Source organism: Streptomyces davaonensis JCM 4913 (assembly GCF_000349325.1).
Taxonomy (GTDB): domain Bacteria; phylum Actinomycetota; class Actinomycetes; order Streptomycetales; family Streptomycetaceae; genus Streptomyces; species Streptomyces davaonensis.
Genome location: NC_020504.1, coordinates 6,201,767 through 6,217,022, shown reverse-complemented (window position 1 = coordinate 6,217,022; position 15,256 = coordinate 6,201,767). Strand labels below are relative to the sequence as shown.

Below are 15,256 nucleotides of genomic sequence, written 5' to 3'. Positions count from 1 at the left end.
GGAGAAGGTGTCCAAGGCCGGCCCTGACACAAGCCGAGCGGCTGGTGCTGTAAGTCGTCAGTCGTTGACGCAGGTGTTGCCGAACGTCGGGTTCAGCAGCGCGATGATGTTCACGGTGTTGCCGCAGACGTTGATCGGGATGTGGATCGGGACCTGGACGACGTTGCCCGACAGGACACCCGGGGAGTGCTCGGCGACAGCGCCCGCACCCGAGTCGGCCATCGCCGGCGAGGCCATGCCCAGGGCCAGGACGGCACCCGCGACAACAGCAACGCTCTTCTTCATGAACTATCCCTTCTCTGCGGTCATGCCCCTTTGTCGGCCGAAGCCGAGCGAGCACAACAGGAACGGCTCGCACCATGACCGGCAGGCTGTAGAACGAGGGATAGACAGACGAAGAAACTACGGAACGCGAGTCGCCGCTTATTTCACTCGTTCGCCTTCACAGAATTGACACGGAAGAACCACATGCGCATCTCGCCGCGGGCATGAGAAACCGCCCGGTGATCCCTGGGGAAAAGGATCGCCGGGCGGTTCTTTTTGATCAGTGAGAAATCGTCAGCCGTTGCCGAGACCGTTGCCGGACAGCGCCGAGATGTCGCTGAGGATGTGCGACAGCGGCTCGTCGCCCTTGGCCTGGGTCGAGTTGTCGGCGCACTGCTGGTTCTGCGGGGCGGACAGGATCGGCACGTCCTGGGCCACGCCGACGGCGGCGATGATGCCGAGGATGGACTGGAGGTTCGCCTTCACCGGCACACCCGCGCAGAGCTTGTTGACCGAGCCCTGGACCAGGCTGGCCTGCGGGCTCATGTCGCCCTTGGTCACCGAGTTGCCGAACTTGGACTCGGCGTGGTTGCCGCTGGCGGAGGTGGTGCCACTGTCATCACCGATGGCAAGCGCCTGGGGGGCGGCCGCGGCCGACGCTCCGACGACGGACGCGGTGACCGCGGCGGCGGCCATTGCCTTCTTGAACATTCGCTTTTCCTTTCCTGGGCAGGAGCGCCGTGGGTCCGGACACACCCTGAGGCGAGGCGCAGGTTCCTGCCCTCGCATCAACCCGGTGCGCCGGGATTGGTTTCGCCGCTTCACCCGTTCGGGCCGTTCAGTGCGCGGAATTAACGGAATGCCGATGTGGGCCATCGGAGTGAATGGCAGCAACCAAGCGAGCCCGGGGCAGTTGTCCAGAGCGCTCCGGTGGACGGGGTTTCTCCAGAAGGGACTAGCAAGTGATCAAGAAGGTTCTGGCTACCGCCGCGGTCGCCGCCTCCGTCGTCGGGGCCGCCTCGCCGGCCATGGCCATCGGCAACGACGACGGCACCAAGTCCGCCAGCGGCAACGGCGCCATGCAGTCGTACGGCAACTCCGCCACGTACGGCAACATGAGCCCCCAGATGGCGCTCATCCAGGGCTCGTTCAACAAGCCCTGCATCGGTCTGCCGGCGAAGGCGAACCTCCAGGGGCTCCTCGGTCTCGCCGCGGTCGGTGTCCTCCAGGACGTGCCGATCCTGTCGGCGCCGCAGAACCAGCAGTGCGTCGAGAACTCCACCCAGGCCAAGGGCGACGAGCCGCTGTCGCACATCCTGGACGACATCTCTGTCCTCGCCGGCAACGGCCTCGACAACCACTGAGACACCAGGCTCCACTCTGAGCCCCCGCCAGCGGGCCGCCGGATCACCGGCGGCCCGCTGTTGTGCGTTCACTCTCGGTCACGTCGCGCGGGAGCGCGCAGGCGTGCTCGCGAGGGCGCTCGGAGCGGGGCGTGCGCGCTGGGCCAATCGGGGCAAAGCCCGCAACCCTCCTGGGGGTCAGGGCGTTGACGATCATGCAGCTCCTCCCCCGGAGTCCGCTTTTCGAAGGGAACGAACATGAAGAAGCTGTGGGCAACCGCGGCTATCGCCGCCTCCGTCGCCGGTGTCTCGGCGGCCACCGCGGCGCCGGCGCTCGCGATCGGCGACGACAACGGCACCACGTCCGCCAGCGGTAACGGCGCCAAGCAGGAGTTCGGCAACTCGGCCACGTTCGGTGACATGAGCCCGCAGCTCTCGCTGGTCCAGGGTTCGCTGAACAAGCCCTGCATCGGCCTGCCGGCGAAGCTCAACGCCCAGGGTCTGCTCGGCATCGTGGCCGTCGGTGTCCTCCAGGACGTGCCGATCCTGTCGGCGCCGCAGAACCAGCAGTGCGTCGAGAACTCGACCCAGGCCAAGGGCGACGAGCCGCTGTCGCACATCCTGGACGACATCTCGGCCCTGTCGGGCAACGGCGCGGGCAACGGCTGAGCCTCCACCGCGTAACGGCGGGCCATCGGGGTTTCCCGGTGGCCCGCTTTGTTGTGCCTCAGCCGCCTCAGCCGCGGTAGAGGGCCTCGATCTCCTCCGCATAGGCACGGATCACCGTGTGCCGTTTGACCTTCAGGGACGGGGTCAGCATGCCGTTCTCCTCGCTGAACTCGCCCTCGACCAGGGTGAAGGCGCGGATCGACTCGGCGCGGGAGACGGCCTCGTTGGCGTAGTCGACGGCCCTTTGGACGTCGGCGCGGATGCGCTGGTCGCGGACGAGTTCGGACAGCGGGGTGTCCGCGGGAAGTTTGCGGACCGACAGCCAGTGGGCGATCGCCTCGGGGTCGAGGGTGATCAGGGCGCCGACGAAGGGGCGGTTGTCGCCGACGACGATGCACTGGCCGACGGGAGCGCGGCTGCGCAGCCGGTCCTCCAGGACCGCCGGGGAGACGTTCTTGCCGCCGGAGGTGACGATGAGGTCCTTCTTGCGGCCGGTGATGGTGAGGTAGCCCTCCTCGTCGAAGGAGCCCAGGTCGCCCGTGGCGAACCAGTCGCCTCCCAGTACGGCGTCGGTGGCGGCCGGGTTGTTCCAGTACGAGGAGAAGACGATGCCGCCCCTGATGAGGACCTCTCCGTCGTCGGCGATGCGGACCGCCGTGCCGGGGACCGGGGGGCCGACCGTGCCGGGGCGGGGTTTGAGGGGCGCGACGATGGTGGCGGCGGCGGTGGTCTCGGTCAGGCCGTAGCCCTCGTAGATGATGATTCCGGCTGCGTAGAAGAACAGGTTGAGGTTGCGGTCGAGCGGGGAGCCGCCGCTGATCGCGTAGCGCATGCGGCCGCCGAGCTCCTTGCGGATGCGGCGGAAGACCAGCAGGTCGTACAGGGCCCAGGCGGCGTACAGGCCGGGGCCGGGGCCCTTGCCCGTGCCGAGGAAGCGGTTCAGATACGCCTCGCCGAAGCGGACGGCGATGCGGTCGGCGCGGTCGAAGGAGGCGGCGCGGCCCATCTTCTCGGCGGTGGCGCGGCCGGTGTCATGGATCTTCTCGAAGAGATACGGGACGCCGACGATGAAGGTCGGGCGGAACTCCTTGAGCGCCGGGCGGAGTTCGTCGGGTTTCACGCTCGGGCAGTGGCCGACCTCGATGCGGGCCATCAGACAGGAGATCTGAAGGCTGCGGCCGAGGATGTGAGCGAGCGGGAGGAACAGCAGGGTGGAGGGAATCTGGCGGGTGACCTCGCGGAACACCGGCAGCATCAGTTCCACGGTGTTGGCGGCCTCGGCGTACAGGTTGGCGTGGGTGATCACGCAGCCCTTGGGGCGGCCGGTGGTGCCGGAGGTGTAGCAGACCGTGGCGATGGTGTCGGGGGTGAGCGTCGTACGGCGCTTGGTGATCTCCTCGTCGGGGACGTCCCGGCCGAGGATGGTGAGGTCGGTGAGGGCGCCGGCGTCCAGTTCCCAGATGCGCGGGGGGACTTGGTGGTCCGCGGTGCCGGTCGTCACCGTGGCGGAGTTGTCCGCGGTCTCGGTGACGACGTGGCCGGCGCCGGAGTCGCGGACGATCCACTCCACCTGCTCCGCGGAGGAGGTGGGGTAGATCGGCACGGACTGGCCGCCGGCGGCCCAGATCGCGAAGTCCAGGAGGGTCCACTCGTAGCGGGTGCGGGACATGACCGCGACCCGGCCGCCTGGCTCCAGGCCCGCGGCGATCAGGCCCCTGGCGATGGCGGCGACTTCCCGGGCGAAGGCGGTGGCCGTGACGGGCTGCCAGGTGCCGTCGACCTTGCGGCGCAGGACCACCGCCTCCGGAGCCTCGGCGGCATTGGTGAAGGGGATGTCGGCCGGGGTGCCGGTGGGGCGGGGAGGGGCGAGGGACGGGACACGGGCCTCGCGGACCGTGCCGTCCTCGCCCCTGGTGACCTCGACTTCGGTGCGGGTCAGAAGGTCCGTACGTTGCTTCGCGCGCTTCAGGTCCTTGCGTACGCCCATGACAGCTCCCGGTCGCGACTCTGCGGCTCGGACTTGCGGGGTTTCTGCTTACTGAAGGGTCAACTTACTCACGCGTAGCCTGAGGTCAATGGGTACGACCGGGAGATCCACGGTTACATCATGCGGTCCGCCTGGTTGATCGCCTCACCCAGTTCACGCACCTCGTCGTCCTCTGTGCGCTTCGCCAACTCATCGGCCCGCTCGCCGAGTTCGTCCAGGCTCGGAGCGCCGGGCACGGAGGACCACTCCTGGTGTCCGTGGCGCAGGGCGTCGGCGAAGTAGGCGGCCACCGCCGTCACCTGGAAGCGCGGGTTGGTGCTCCAGAGGGTGTCGGCCACCGTGCCGGACTCCAGCTGGGCCGATTTCTCGTGCGGGGTACGGGACTTGGGGTCCAGCCAGCGGACGGTCGCCGTGGCGAGATGGCCCCGCGCACCGGGCGCCGTACGGACGGCGTACAGGGCGGTCACCGTGTGCCCCGGGCCGGTCTCGCCGCCGTCGACCGAGTCGTCGCGGAAGTCCTCGTCATCCACCTGGCGGTTGTCGTAGCCGATCAGGCGGAACTCCTCGACGTTCTCCGGGTCGAAGGACACCTGGGCCTTGGCGTCCCGTGCCGTCAGGTCGATGTTGCGCGGGAGTTGTTCGCTGAAGACCTTGTTGGCCTCCGCCTCGCCGGAGACGTAGACCGTGTGGCCGTCGCCCTTGTCCGCGAGGCGTTCCATCAGGGCGTCGCCGTACTCGCTGCCGACGCCCACACCGAAGAGGGTGATGCCGTACTCCTTCCGGGCGCCCTCGATGCGTTCGAGGATGGAGTCGGCGTCGGTGTCACCGGTGTTGGCGAGGGCGTCGGAGATCAGGACGACGCGGTTGGTCGCGCCTTCCCTCACGCCTTCGGTCGCCGTGGCGTAGCCGCGCTCCACGCCCGCGGCGAGGTTGGTGGAGTAGGTCGGTTCCATGCTGTCGATCGCGTCGTGGATCTCGTCGCGGTTGCCGCCCACCCGCGTCATCGGCAGGACCGTCTCCGCCTCGTCGCTGAAGGTCACGATCGCGACCGAGTCGTCCTCGCGCAGTCGGTCCGTCATGACGCCGAGGGATTCCTGGGCCAGGTCGAGGCGGCCCTCCTCGCTCATCGAGCCGGAGATGTCGATGACGAACGTCAGGGCCGCGGGCGGGCGTTCGCCCTCGTCCTCGGCGCCCCGGGTGGCGAGGCCGACGCGGAGCAGCGACCAGTCCTCGCTGTCGGTGCGCGCACCGTCCACGGTCACCGAGAAACCGTCGCCGTCGGGGCGGTCGTAGTCCTGGCGGAAGCTGTTGACGAACTCCTCGGGGCGGACCGTCGACGGGTCGGGGAGGCTGCCCGCGGCGAGGGTGCGGCGGGCGTAGCCGTAGGAGGCGGTGTCGACGTCGAGGGCGAAGGTGGAGAGGTGGTCCGGGGACGGGGCGACGTCTCGGGAGGTGCCGTCGGCCTGCTCGTCGGTCTCACCGCCGTACTGGCCGCTCTCGGGGGCCGGGGCCGGGGCCGGGAGGTAGTCGCCTCCGCTCCGGTCCACGGTCTCCTTGGCGCCGTGGTCGTCGCTGCCGCCGCCGCAGCCCGTGAGCAGCAGGCCCGCCGCTGTCAGTGCGAGGATCGCTCCGCGCCACCGTCGTCGTTCCATCTTCCGTTCCCCCTTGGTCCGTTGACGTCGACTTCTGTGACTGTGACGGGGCAAGGGGGCGGAACGTGCGATACAAAGTGTTGCGGGTGGGTCTCGAAGTGGGCACGGCGGAGGGCCGTCGAGACCGGTAGGTGATCTTCCGTTGACCTACGACACCACGTCCTTGCGCGCGAAACCGCGGAAGGCCAGCGCGAACAGGACGACGGCGTACGTTACCGAGACGGCGACGCCCTGGATCATGCCGGACCACTCGGGAGTGGGCTGTACGGCGTCCGCCCAGGCGAACTGCCAGTGCGCGGGCAGGAAGTGGCGCCAGTCACCGAGGGCGGTCACGGCGTCGAGGACGTTGCCGACGATGGTCAGGCCCACCGCGCCGCCGACCGCGCCGAGCGGGGCGTCGGTCTTCGTCGACAGCCAGAACGCCAGTCCCGCGGTGACCAGTTGGGAGACGAAGATGTACGCCACCACGACCAGCAGGCGCTGGGCGGCCGTGCCCGGTTCGAGCGAACCGCCCGTGGGGATCTCCAGCGGGCCCCAGCCGTAGGCCGCCGTACCGACGGCCAGCGCGACCACCGGCAGCAGGATCATCGCGGCGAGGCTGAGACCGAGCCCGACCACGAGCTTGGACCACAGCAGCCGGGCCCGGGGCACCGGCGCCGCGAGCAGATAGCGCAGGGAGGACCAGCCGGCCTCCGCGGCGACCGTGTCCCCGCAGAACAGGGCGACGGGGATGACCAGCAGGAAGCCCGCGGAGACGAACAGGTTCACGGCGGCGAAGTTGGCGCCGGAGGCGGTGGCCGTGTCCATCAGCGTGATGCGGTCGCCGCCGCCGTCGGGCTCGCCGCCGATGGCGAAGGCGATCAGCAGGACGAAGGGCAGCGCGGCCAGGATCGCGCCCATCACCAGGGTGCGGCGGCGCTTGAGCTGGCGGACCAGTTCGACGCGCAGCGGCAGGGTGCGGCCTGCCTGGTAGCCGGAGGCGACCTCGGTGAGCGTGCTCATGCGGAACCTCCGATCAGGGTGAGGAAGGCGTCCTCCAGGCGGCGGTGCGGGCCGACGGACTGAACGGGCACTTCCAGCCGTACGAGTTCGGCGACCAGGCGTTGTGCGCTGCCGTCGGCGTCGAGGCGGACGAGGAGTCCGTCGTCGGTCCGTACCGCGGAGGCGATGCCCGGCAGGGCGGCGACCTTCTCGGCGACCGGCTCCTCGACGGGTACGGGCGTGCCGACCAGCAGGGTGTCGCCGGAGCCGACGATCTCGCCGACCGGGCCCGCCTGGACGAGCCGGCCGCGGTCCATGACCACGAGGTGGGTGCAGGTCTGCTCGACCTCCGCCAGCAGATGGCTGGAGACGATCACCGTGCGTCCGGCGGCCGCGTACCGGATCATCACCTCGCGCATCTCGCGGATCTGCGGCGGGTCCAGGCCGTTGGTCGGCTCGTCGAGGATCAGCAGGTCCGGCAGGCCGAGCATGGCCTGGGCGATGGCCAGGCGCTGGCGCATGCCCTGGGAGTAGGTGCGTACCGCGCGGGCCAGGGCGTCGCCGAGACCGGCGATCTCCAGGGCCTCGTCCAGGTGGGCGTCCTCGGCGGGGCGGCCGGTGGCGGCCCAGTACAGCTCCAGGTTCTCCCGGCCGGACAGATGCGGCAGGAAGCCCGCACCCTCGACGAAGGCGCCGACGCGGGAGAGGACCGGGGCGCCGGGGCGGATGGCGTGGCCGAAGACGCGGATCTCGCCGCCGTCCGGGCGGATCAGGCCCATCAGCATGCGCAGGGTCGTCGTCTTGCCCGCGCCGTTCGGGCCGAGCAGCCCGAGGACCTGGCCCTTCTCCACGCGGAAGGAGAGGTCGCGGACGCTGTAGCGGTCGCCGCCCGCGTACTTCTTGCTCAACTCGGTGATCTGGAGCGGGACTTCGGCCAGCTCCGGGTCGGGTGCGGGGGCGGCCGTGCGGCGGCGGGCGGTCAGCAGCAGGGCCGCGGCGACCAGGACACCGGCGATCGGCAGCCACCAGACCCACGCGGGCAGCGGGGCGGCGGCGGTGCTCACGCCGGGGGCCGTGGGCACGTTCAGCTCGCTCTTCAGGGAGACCGTGTACGTCGCCGGGGCGGCCGGGGAGGCGTAGCCGAGGTCCGTGGAGGCGAGGACCAGGCGCAGGCGGTGGCCCTTGTCGGTCTCGTGGTCGACGGCGGGGAGCGTGACCGTCACGTCCTTGCCGGACTTCGCGTCCTCGACGCGCAGGGGCGTGACGAGCTGTGAGGGCAGTACCTGCTGGGTGCCGTCGGCGCCTACGTCGTACACCTTGGCGAAGAGGACGGCGTCCTCGCTGGTGGACTTCACGTGGACGGTGACCGTCGGGGAGCCGGTGATGCGCAGGTCGTCCTTGACGGGGGCCGAGTCGAAGCGGGCGTACTGGCCGGGGAAGTCGAGGGAGACGCCGAGGCCGAGGGAGGAGAGCTGGGCGAGGCCTCCGCCGCCGCCGAGTCCTGGCAGGGCGGAGACGGCGGGCGGGTTGGCGCCGGCCGGGTTGGCGAAGCTCTGTTCGCGGCCGGTCAGGGCGACGGCCCGCTGCCCGCTCTCCAGACCCGGATAGCTGTCCCCGCTCGCGCCCCGCAACAGGGCCTGGCCGTCGGTGGAGTCGACGCCGCCGGTGCGGGTGACGCGGAAGGCGGGGCCGGTGTCGGCGGCCTTGTCGCCCTTCAGGTACCGGTCGAACCAGCCCCGGACGCGCGCCCGGACCCGGTCGGCCTCCATGTCGCCGCCGTCATGGCCGCCCGCGATCCAGTCGACGTCGACGGGGGCGCCGTTGGCCCGGATCGCCTTCGCGGCGGCGTCGGCCTGGCCGAGCGGGAAGAGGGAGTCGGTCTGTCCCTGCACCAGCAGCGTGGGGACCTTGATGCGGTCGGCGACGGCGGACGGCGAGCGCTGCTCCAGCAGCTCGCGCGCCTCGGCGTCCGGGGTGCCGGACTCGGCGACCCGGTCGTACATCCGGCACAGCGTGGTCTCGAACCGGTCGCAGCCGCCCGCTGTGTTGACGAAGATCCCGGCCCAGAGCTTCTTGAAGACGCCGTTCGGGAAGAGGGCGTCGGCGAGGTTCCAGTACGTCACCGCCGGGGCGATGGCGTCGACGCGGTCGTCGTACCCGGCGCCGAGGAGGCTGATCGCGCCGCCGTAGGAGGCGCCCGCCATGCCGACGCGCGGGTCGCCGGACTTGTCGAGCCGGACCTGCGGCTGCTTCGCCAGCCAGTCGATCAGTTCGGAGACGTCGGCGACCTCGGCCTTCGGGTCGTTGAGGCCGACCTCGCCGGTGGACCTGCCGAAGCCGCGGGCGGACCAGGTCAGCACCGCGTACCCGTCGGCGGCCAGCTCCTCGGCCTGCTCGCGCACATCGTCCTTGCTGCCGCCGAAGCCGTGGCCGAGCAGGACGGCGGGGCGGCGCTCGTCCCCGGCCGCGGTGAAGTACGAGGTGTCCAGCCGCACGCCGTTGACCGACATCACCCGGTCCGCGCGCCGTACCGCGGGCCCGTCGTCGGAGGCGACCGCCGTCCAGGTGCCGGCGCCGGCGAGCACGACGACGGCGGCCCCGGCGGCCAGCAGACGCCGGGGCCGCCGGAACGGCCCTCGCAGTCGAAGATCCATGCTTCAACGGTACGGGGTGAACCTGTCGGAGAGTTATCGACCGCAGACCGAACCGGGGGACCTACCAGGGGCGTACGGAGGCCGCTCGGCATACCGCGCCCGTGGTACGAGGACCGCTGTTCGAGGGGCCACCCGATCAACTGAAGCCGGGCGAAACCGCACGTCCCGTCCCCCTGGGCGGCAGACCCTTGAAGGTCCCCCCACGCGAACGGAGACGCCCTGTGCGCATCACCGACATTCAGCGCTGCGAGGTCCGGCCCGGACAGCTCGTCGAGTGGACGCTCAGTCCGGCGACCGTCGCGAGAGCCGCGCTGCTGCCGGACGACGCACGGCCACCGGCGTACATCCAGGAGTCGCACATCAAGACCGCCCGGACCGTGCGCGAGGACGGTCTGTTCGTCCCGACCTGGCTGGGCACCGCCTTCGACATCCCGGGCCGGGTCGACCTCGACGCCCTCCAGGACGCCCTGCGCGACTGGACCCTGCGGCACGAGACGCTGCGCAGCGGCTTCCGGCCGGACGGGGACGAGCTGCGCCGGTTCACGCTCGGCACGCGGGAGGTGTCCCTGCACCGTGAGGTCGTCGGCGACTTCGACGACGCGGGCGAGCTGGTGCGGCACCTCCAGAACCGTTTCGACGTGGCCGCGGACGCGCTGCGCTGGCCGAACCTGATCTACGCGGCGGTCGTGCGGGACGACGGCGCCAGCGTGTACATGGCCTTCGACCACAGCAATGTGGACGCCTACTCCATCCACCGCATCCCCGCCGAGATCCACGAGCTCTACGCGGCGGGGGTCGCGGGCCGGGCCGTGGAGCAGCCGCCGGTGAGCAGTTACATCGACTTCTGCGAGATCGAGCGGGCGGACGCGGACCGGATCGACGCGGGGCACGAGATCGTCGGGCGCTGGCGGGAGTTCATCGGGCGCTGCGACGGGCGGCTGCCGGGGTTTCCGGTGGATCTCGGGTTGGAGCCCGGGGGACCGCTGCCCGAGCAGAAGCTGATGAGCGAGCCCCTCGTGAACGCGGAGGACGCCGCCGCGTTCGAGGCGTACTGCCGTCCCTACGGCGGCAGCCTGGTCGGCTTGCTTGCGGCGACCGCGCTGATCGTGCGGGAGATCGGCGGGCAGTCCGTCTATCGCACGGTCGTGCCCTTCCATACGCGGGTGAAGTCGCGGTGGTCGGAGTCCGTGGGGTGGTACGTCGGGGGTGCGCCGATCGAGGTGCCGCTGGTGCCGGTGCCGGACTTCGCGGGCGCGCTGAGGAGCGTGCGCGAGCAGCTGCACGGCGCGCGGCCGCTGGCGCGGATGCCGTTGGCTCGGGTGCTGGCGTTGTTGGGGGCGGACTTCCGGCCCACCTCGCCCGATCTGTACTCGATCGTTTCCTACCTCGACGCTCGGGGGATTCCCGGTGCGGCCGACTGGGCCGAGCTGTCGGCGTACGGGCTGATCAGGGTGTCGTACGGGGATCAGGTCTGTGTGTGGGTGAACCGGCTGCACGAGGGGTTGTGGTTCGCCGGCCGGTACCCGGACACGGATGTCGCCTACAAGAACATGTCGCTGTATGTGGAGCGGTTGCGTGACTTGATCGCGGGGGTTCGGGGCTAGGGAGCTTCGTCCGACGGGAGTGACACCAGCCAGCGGGTGTCCCGCCTCGGGCGCAGGTACAGCGCCCAGTACAGCGTGGCCGCCGCCGTGATGCCGCCCGTCCACAGCAGGTACTCCGTCTCCTGCTGGGTCAGGATGTAGGCCAGGACCACGATCAGCAGGACCGGCATCGCGGGCCACAGGGGCATGCGCCAGGCGGAGGTGTGGCGGTGGGCGCCTCGGCGGGAGAGGAGGGCGGCCACCGCCACCAGGAGGTACATGCCGGTCACCGAGACGCCGGTCACGCCGTAGAGGGTGTCCAGGTCGACGAAGCACAGGGCCGCGCCGGGGATGCCCACCGCCAGGGTCGCGACCCACGGGGAGCCGAAGCGGCCGAGCTTGGCGAAGACCGTGTTCACCGGCTGGGGCCAGGCCTTGTCGCGGGCGGAGGCGAACAGGACGCGGGAGTTCTGGATGACCATGACGATGCCCGCGTTGATGATCGCGAGGGCCACGCAGAGGCTGACGAAGGTGCCGACCGCCGAGCTGGACCAGGCGGTGACCATGGAGCCGATGTCGCCGCCGGTCAGTTCGGCGAGGTCGGAGGCGCCGAGGGTGATGCCGATGACCGGGACCAGGATGATCACCGCGGAGATGCCGAGGGTGGCCAGCACCGTACGGGCGACGTTCCTGCGCGGGTTCTCCAGTTCCTCGGAGAGGTAGACGGCGGTGGAGAAGCCCTGGGTGACGAAGAGGGCGATGGCGAGACCGGAGACGATCAGCATGGCCGTCACGGTGTCCGGGCCGCCGTCCGCGCCCGCGACCTGGAGCGAGACCAGGCTGTCCGGGCCGCGCTCGGCGTGGGCGAAGCCGAGGACCGCGACGACGGCCGCCGCGATGACCTCCAGGACCAGGAAGACACCGGTGATCCAGGCGTTGGCGCGCAGGTCGAGAAGGCCGGCGAGGGTGGCCAGCAGCATCACTCCGGCGCCCGCCATCGCTGGGTCGAGGTCGACGATCGGGGCGAGATAGTCGGCGGTGCCCATCGCGATCACGGGCGGCACGATCATCACGACGAGGAGGGAGAGGACGAAGACGAGCCAGCCCGCGAGGCGTCCGGCCAGCGTGGTGACCATCGCGTACTCGCCGCCCGCGCTGGGGATCAGGGTGCCGAGCTCGGAGTAGCAGAACGCCACGGCGATACAGAGCAGGGAGCCGATCGCGATGGTGAGGGCGGTGGCGGTGCCGAGCGAGCCGAACAGGTCGGGGACCACCACGAAGAGGGTGGAGGCCGGGGTCACGCAGGAGAGCGTGAGCAGCGTGCCGCCGACGACGCCGATGGATCGCTTCAGTTCCGGTGTCGGAACCGAACCTGTGACCGATGCGTCATCGGTGACGGGAGACTTCTCCAGCGTGTCGGTCATGCGGCGGTTCCGATCGACTCGTGCGGCAGTGGTTCGGAATGGAACACCGACGAAAACCGATGCGTCAATGGCTTCCTGGCTACGAAATCCGTAGCCAAAACGGCCTCTTGATCGCGTAAACAGCAGAACAGGTAAGCCGTTCCCGGTTCTTGTCGCCGTACGGGAACCGCAAGGTGAAGGTCGAAAAAACTGCCGGGGTCCGGCATGCGGACGTGTCAGTGGGGCCCGTTAGAGTCCGTGTGTCACACAGCGAAAACACAGTCGATGGGGTGGGGACACAGATGAAGCTGAGGCACACCACGGTCTGGGTGGGGCTCACGGCGGCGGCTCTGGTGGCCGCCACCGGGTGCGGCTCCGAGGCGGCCAAGGACACGGCGGACAAGGCGGCCGACGCGGTCACCAACACCGACAAGATCATGGCGGCGCTCGCCCGCGCCACCGACCGGACCGAGGAGCTGGGCTCGGCCGAGGTGAGCATGTCCACCGACCTGGGCACCGGCACGCCGATAGCCATGGACGGCACCTACTCGTGGGGCAACGGCATGGCCTACGACATCCAGATGGACACCAAGGCCGCCCAGATGGAGTCCCTCCAGGACGACCCGACCATCCACTGTCTGCTCGTCGACGGCGTCTACTACTACGACGTCGACCCGCAGGCCTCCGGCCCGATCGCGGGCAAGGAGTGGATAAAGGTCGACTCCTCCGCCGTGTTCGGCGAGAGCGGCAGCCAGGCCTACAAGGGCGGCGGCGACAGCGGCAACCCGACGGCCTCCCTGAAGGGCCTCAAGTACGCCGACGACGTCGAGGACCTCGGCACCGAGACGATCAACGGCCAGAGCACCACCCACTACCGCGCGGTGCTCGACCAGGAGGACATGGGCCAGTTCAAGGAGGCCTACAGCGGCGAGGACAGCATGCTGGGCGACATGACCGGCGGCGCCAGCACCATGGAAATGGACATCTGGGTCAACGACAAGGACCTGCCGGTCCGGCTCAAGCAGGTCATGGGCTCCATGACGGTCTCCATGGACTTCGCCAAGTTCGGCGCCACCAAGGACATCGACGCCCCGCCGGCCGGTCAGACCGCCGACCTGACCGAGGCCCTCAAGGAGGCCAACGGCCAGCAGTGACACGACCGGGCCCGGACACCTGTGAGGTGCCCGGGCCCGACTGTGTCCGCTCAGTGGTTGCGCGGGAAGCCCAGGTCGACGCCTGCCGGGGCCTCGGACGGGTCCGGCCAGCGGGTGGTGACGACCTTGCCGCGGGTGTAGAAGTGCGTGCCGTCGTTGCCGTAGATGTGGTGGTCGCCGAAGAGGGAGTCCTTCCAGCCGCCGAAGCTGTGGTAGCCGACGGGGACCGGGATCGGGACGTTCACGCCGACCATGCCGGCCTCGATCTCCAGCTGGAAGCGGCGGGCGGCGCCGCCGTCCCGGGTGAAGATCGCGGTGCCGTTGCCGAACGGGGAGCTGTTGATGAGGGCCACGCCCTCCTCGTAGGTCTCCGCGCGCAGCACGCACAGGACGGGGCCGAAGATCTCGTCCGTGTACGCCTTCGCGCTCGTCGGCACCTTGTCCAGGAGCGAGATGCCGATCCAGTGGCCGTCCTCGAAGCCGTCGACCGTGTAGCCGGTGCCGTCCAGGACGACCTCGCAGCCCTCCGAGGCCGCGTTGGTCACATAGGACGCCACCTTGTCGCGGTGCACGGCCGTGATCAGCGGGCCCATCTCGCTCGTCGGGTCGTTGCCGGGGCCGATCTTGATCTTCTCGGCGCGCTCGCGGATCTTCTCCACCAGCTCGTCGCCGATCGAGCCGACCGCCACGACCGCGGAGATCGCCATGCAGCGCTCGCCCGCCGAGCCGTAGGCCGCGGACACGGCCGCGTCCGCCGCCGCGTCCAGGTCGGCGTCCGGCAGCACCAGCATGTGGTTCTTGGCGCCGCCGAGTGCCTGGACCCGCTTGCCGTTCGCGGAGGCGGTGGTGTGGATGTAGCGGGCGATCGGGGTCGAGCCGACGAACGACACCGCCTTGACGTCGGGGTGCTCAAGGAGGCGGTCGACGGCCACCTTGTCGCCGTGGACGACGTTGAAGACGCCGTCGGGCAGGCCGGCCTCCGCCAGCAGTTCGGCGAGCTTGATGGCCGCCGACGGGTCCTTCTCGCTCGGCTTGAGCACGAAGGTGTTGCCGCACGCGATGGCGATCGGGAACATCCACATCGGGACCATCGCTGGGAAATTGAACGGCGTGATGCCCGCGACCACGCCCAGCGGCTGGCGGATCGAGGAGACGTCGACGCGGCTCGCCACCTGCGTCGACAGTTCGCCCTTCAGCTGCACGTTGATGCCGCAGGCCAGGTCCACGATCTCCAGGCCGCGCGCGACCTCGCCCAGGGCGTCGGAGTGCACCTTGCCGTGCTCGGCGGTGATCAGCTCGGCGATGGCGTCCCGGTTGGCGTCCAGCAGCGCCCGGAACTTGAACAGAATCGTGGTGCGCTGGGCCAGCGAGGACTGGCCCCAGGTCAGGTACGCCTCCTTGGCGGCGGCGACCGCGGCGTCCACCTCGTCGACCGAGGCGAACGCGACCTTCGTGGTGACCGCGCCGGTGGCCGGGTCGGTGACCGGCCCGTAGTTGCCCGACGCGCCTTCGGCGGTCTTGCCGCCGATCCAGTGGTTGACGATCTTCGTCATGCCCAGTTGCTCC

General features: G+C 70.1%; 12 protein-coding genes. 4 read left to right on the top strand and 8 right to left on the bottom strand.

Going from position 1 to position 15,256, the window contains the following annotated elements:
- Positions 1 to 57: 57 nt before the first annotated feature.
- Positions 58 to 285 carry a chaplin gene (locus tag BN159_RS27580; RefSeq protein WP_015660294.1) on the bottom strand — a complete coding sequence of 76 codons (228 nt, stop codon included), beginning with the start codon at positions 283 to 285 and terminating at the stop codon, positions 58 to 60.
- Positions 286 to 558: 273 nt separating this feature from the next.
- Positions 559 to 975, bottom strand: a complete 417-nt coding sequence (locus tag BN159_RS27575) for a rodlin (RefSeq protein ID WP_015660293.1) — start codon at positions 973 to 975, stop codon at positions 559 to 561.
- Between the two features lie 251 nt (positions 976 to 1,226).
- Between BN159_RS27575 and BN159_RS27570 the strand changes: the two genes are divergently transcribed.
- Together BN159_RS27570 and BN159_RS27565 are read left to right on the top strand one after the other, a co-directional pair.
- A complete protein-coding gene (locus tag BN159_RS27570) occupies positions 1,227 to 1,628 on the top strand; it encodes a rodlin (protein ID WP_015660292.1) in 402 nt (133 codons plus the stop codon).
- A 237-nt stretch (positions 1,629 to 1,865) separates the two neighbouring features.
- Entirely contained in the window at positions 1,866 to 2,276 is a 411-nt protein-coding gene (locus tag BN159_RS27565; RefSeq protein WP_015660290.1) for a rodlin, read from the top strand.
- Between the two features lie 67 nt (positions 2,277 to 2,343).
- Here BN159_RS27565 and BN159_RS27560 read toward each other — a convergent pair whose 3' ends face one another.
- The 4 genes from BN159_RS27560 to BN159_RS27545 all read right to left on the bottom strand — a co-directional run bounded on the left by BN159_RS27560 (position 2,344) and on the right by BN159_RS27545 (position 9,550).
- Positions 2,344 to 4,263 carry an AMP-dependent synthetase/ligase gene (locus BN159_RS27560; RefSeq protein ID WP_015660289.1) on the bottom strand — a complete coding sequence of 640 codons (1,920 nt, stop codon included), beginning with the start codon at positions 4,261 to 4,263 and terminating at the stop codon, positions 2,344 to 2,346.
- A gap of 113 nt (positions 4,264 to 4,376) precedes the next feature.
- The gene (locus BN159_RS27555) at positions 4,377 to 5,915 is read right to left on the bottom strand and encodes a vWA domain-containing protein (protein ID WP_015660288.1); all 1,539 of its coding nucleotides are present in this window, start codon (positions 5,913 to 5,915) and stop codon (positions 4,377 to 4,379) included.
- Between the two features lie 147 nt (positions 5,916 to 6,062).
- Positions 6,063 to 6,917, bottom strand: a complete 855-nt coding sequence (locus BN159_RS27550; protein WP_015660287.1) for an ABC transporter permease — start codon at positions 6,915 to 6,917, stop codon at positions 6,063 to 6,065.
- Complete coding sequence (locus tag BN159_RS27545) at positions 6,914 to 9,550, bottom strand: CocE/NonD family hydrolase (RefSeq protein WP_015660286.1); 2,637 nt, start codon at positions 9,548 to 9,550, stop codon at positions 6,914 to 6,916. The genes BN159_RS27550 and BN159_RS27545 overlap by 4 nt, the downstream gene beginning before the upstream one ends.
- A gap of 221 nt (positions 9,551 to 9,771) precedes the next feature.
- Between BN159_RS27545 and BN159_RS27540 the strand changes: the two genes are divergently transcribed.
- The gene (locus BN159_RS27540; RefSeq protein ID WP_015660285.1) at positions 9,772 to 11,154 is read left to right on the top strand and encodes a condensation domain-containing protein; all 1,383 of its coding nucleotides are present in this window, start codon (positions 9,772 to 9,774) and stop codon (positions 11,152 to 11,154) included.
- On the opposite strand, the gene BN159_RS27535 is transcribed toward BN159_RS27540, so the two are convergent.
- Complete coding sequence (locus BN159_RS27535) at positions 11,151 to 12,557, bottom strand: APC family permease (RefSeq protein ID WP_015660284.1); 1,407 nt, start codon at positions 12,555 to 12,557, stop codon at positions 11,151 to 11,153. The genes BN159_RS27540 and BN159_RS27535 overlap by 4 nt on opposite strands.
- A 281-nt stretch (positions 12,558 to 12,838) precedes the next feature.
- Between BN159_RS27535 and BN159_RS27530 the strand changes: the two genes are divergently transcribed.
- Positions 12,839 to 13,690 carry a lipoprotein gene (locus BN159_RS27530; protein ID WP_015660283.1) on the top strand — a complete coding sequence of 284 codons (852 nt, stop codon included), beginning with the start codon at positions 12,839 to 12,841 and terminating at the stop codon, positions 13,688 to 13,690.
- Positions 13,691 to 13,740: 50 nt separating this feature from the next.
- On the opposite strand, the gene mmsA is transcribed toward BN159_RS27530, so the two are convergent.
- On the bottom strand, positions 13,741 to 15,243 hold the full coding sequence (mmsA, locus tag BN159_RS27525; protein WP_015660282.1) for a CoA-acylating methylmalonate-semialdehyde dehydrogenase: 1,503 nt from the start codon (positions 15,241 to 15,243) through the stop codon (positions 13,741 to 13,743).
- Positions 15,244 to 15,256 lie beyond the last annotated feature (13 nt).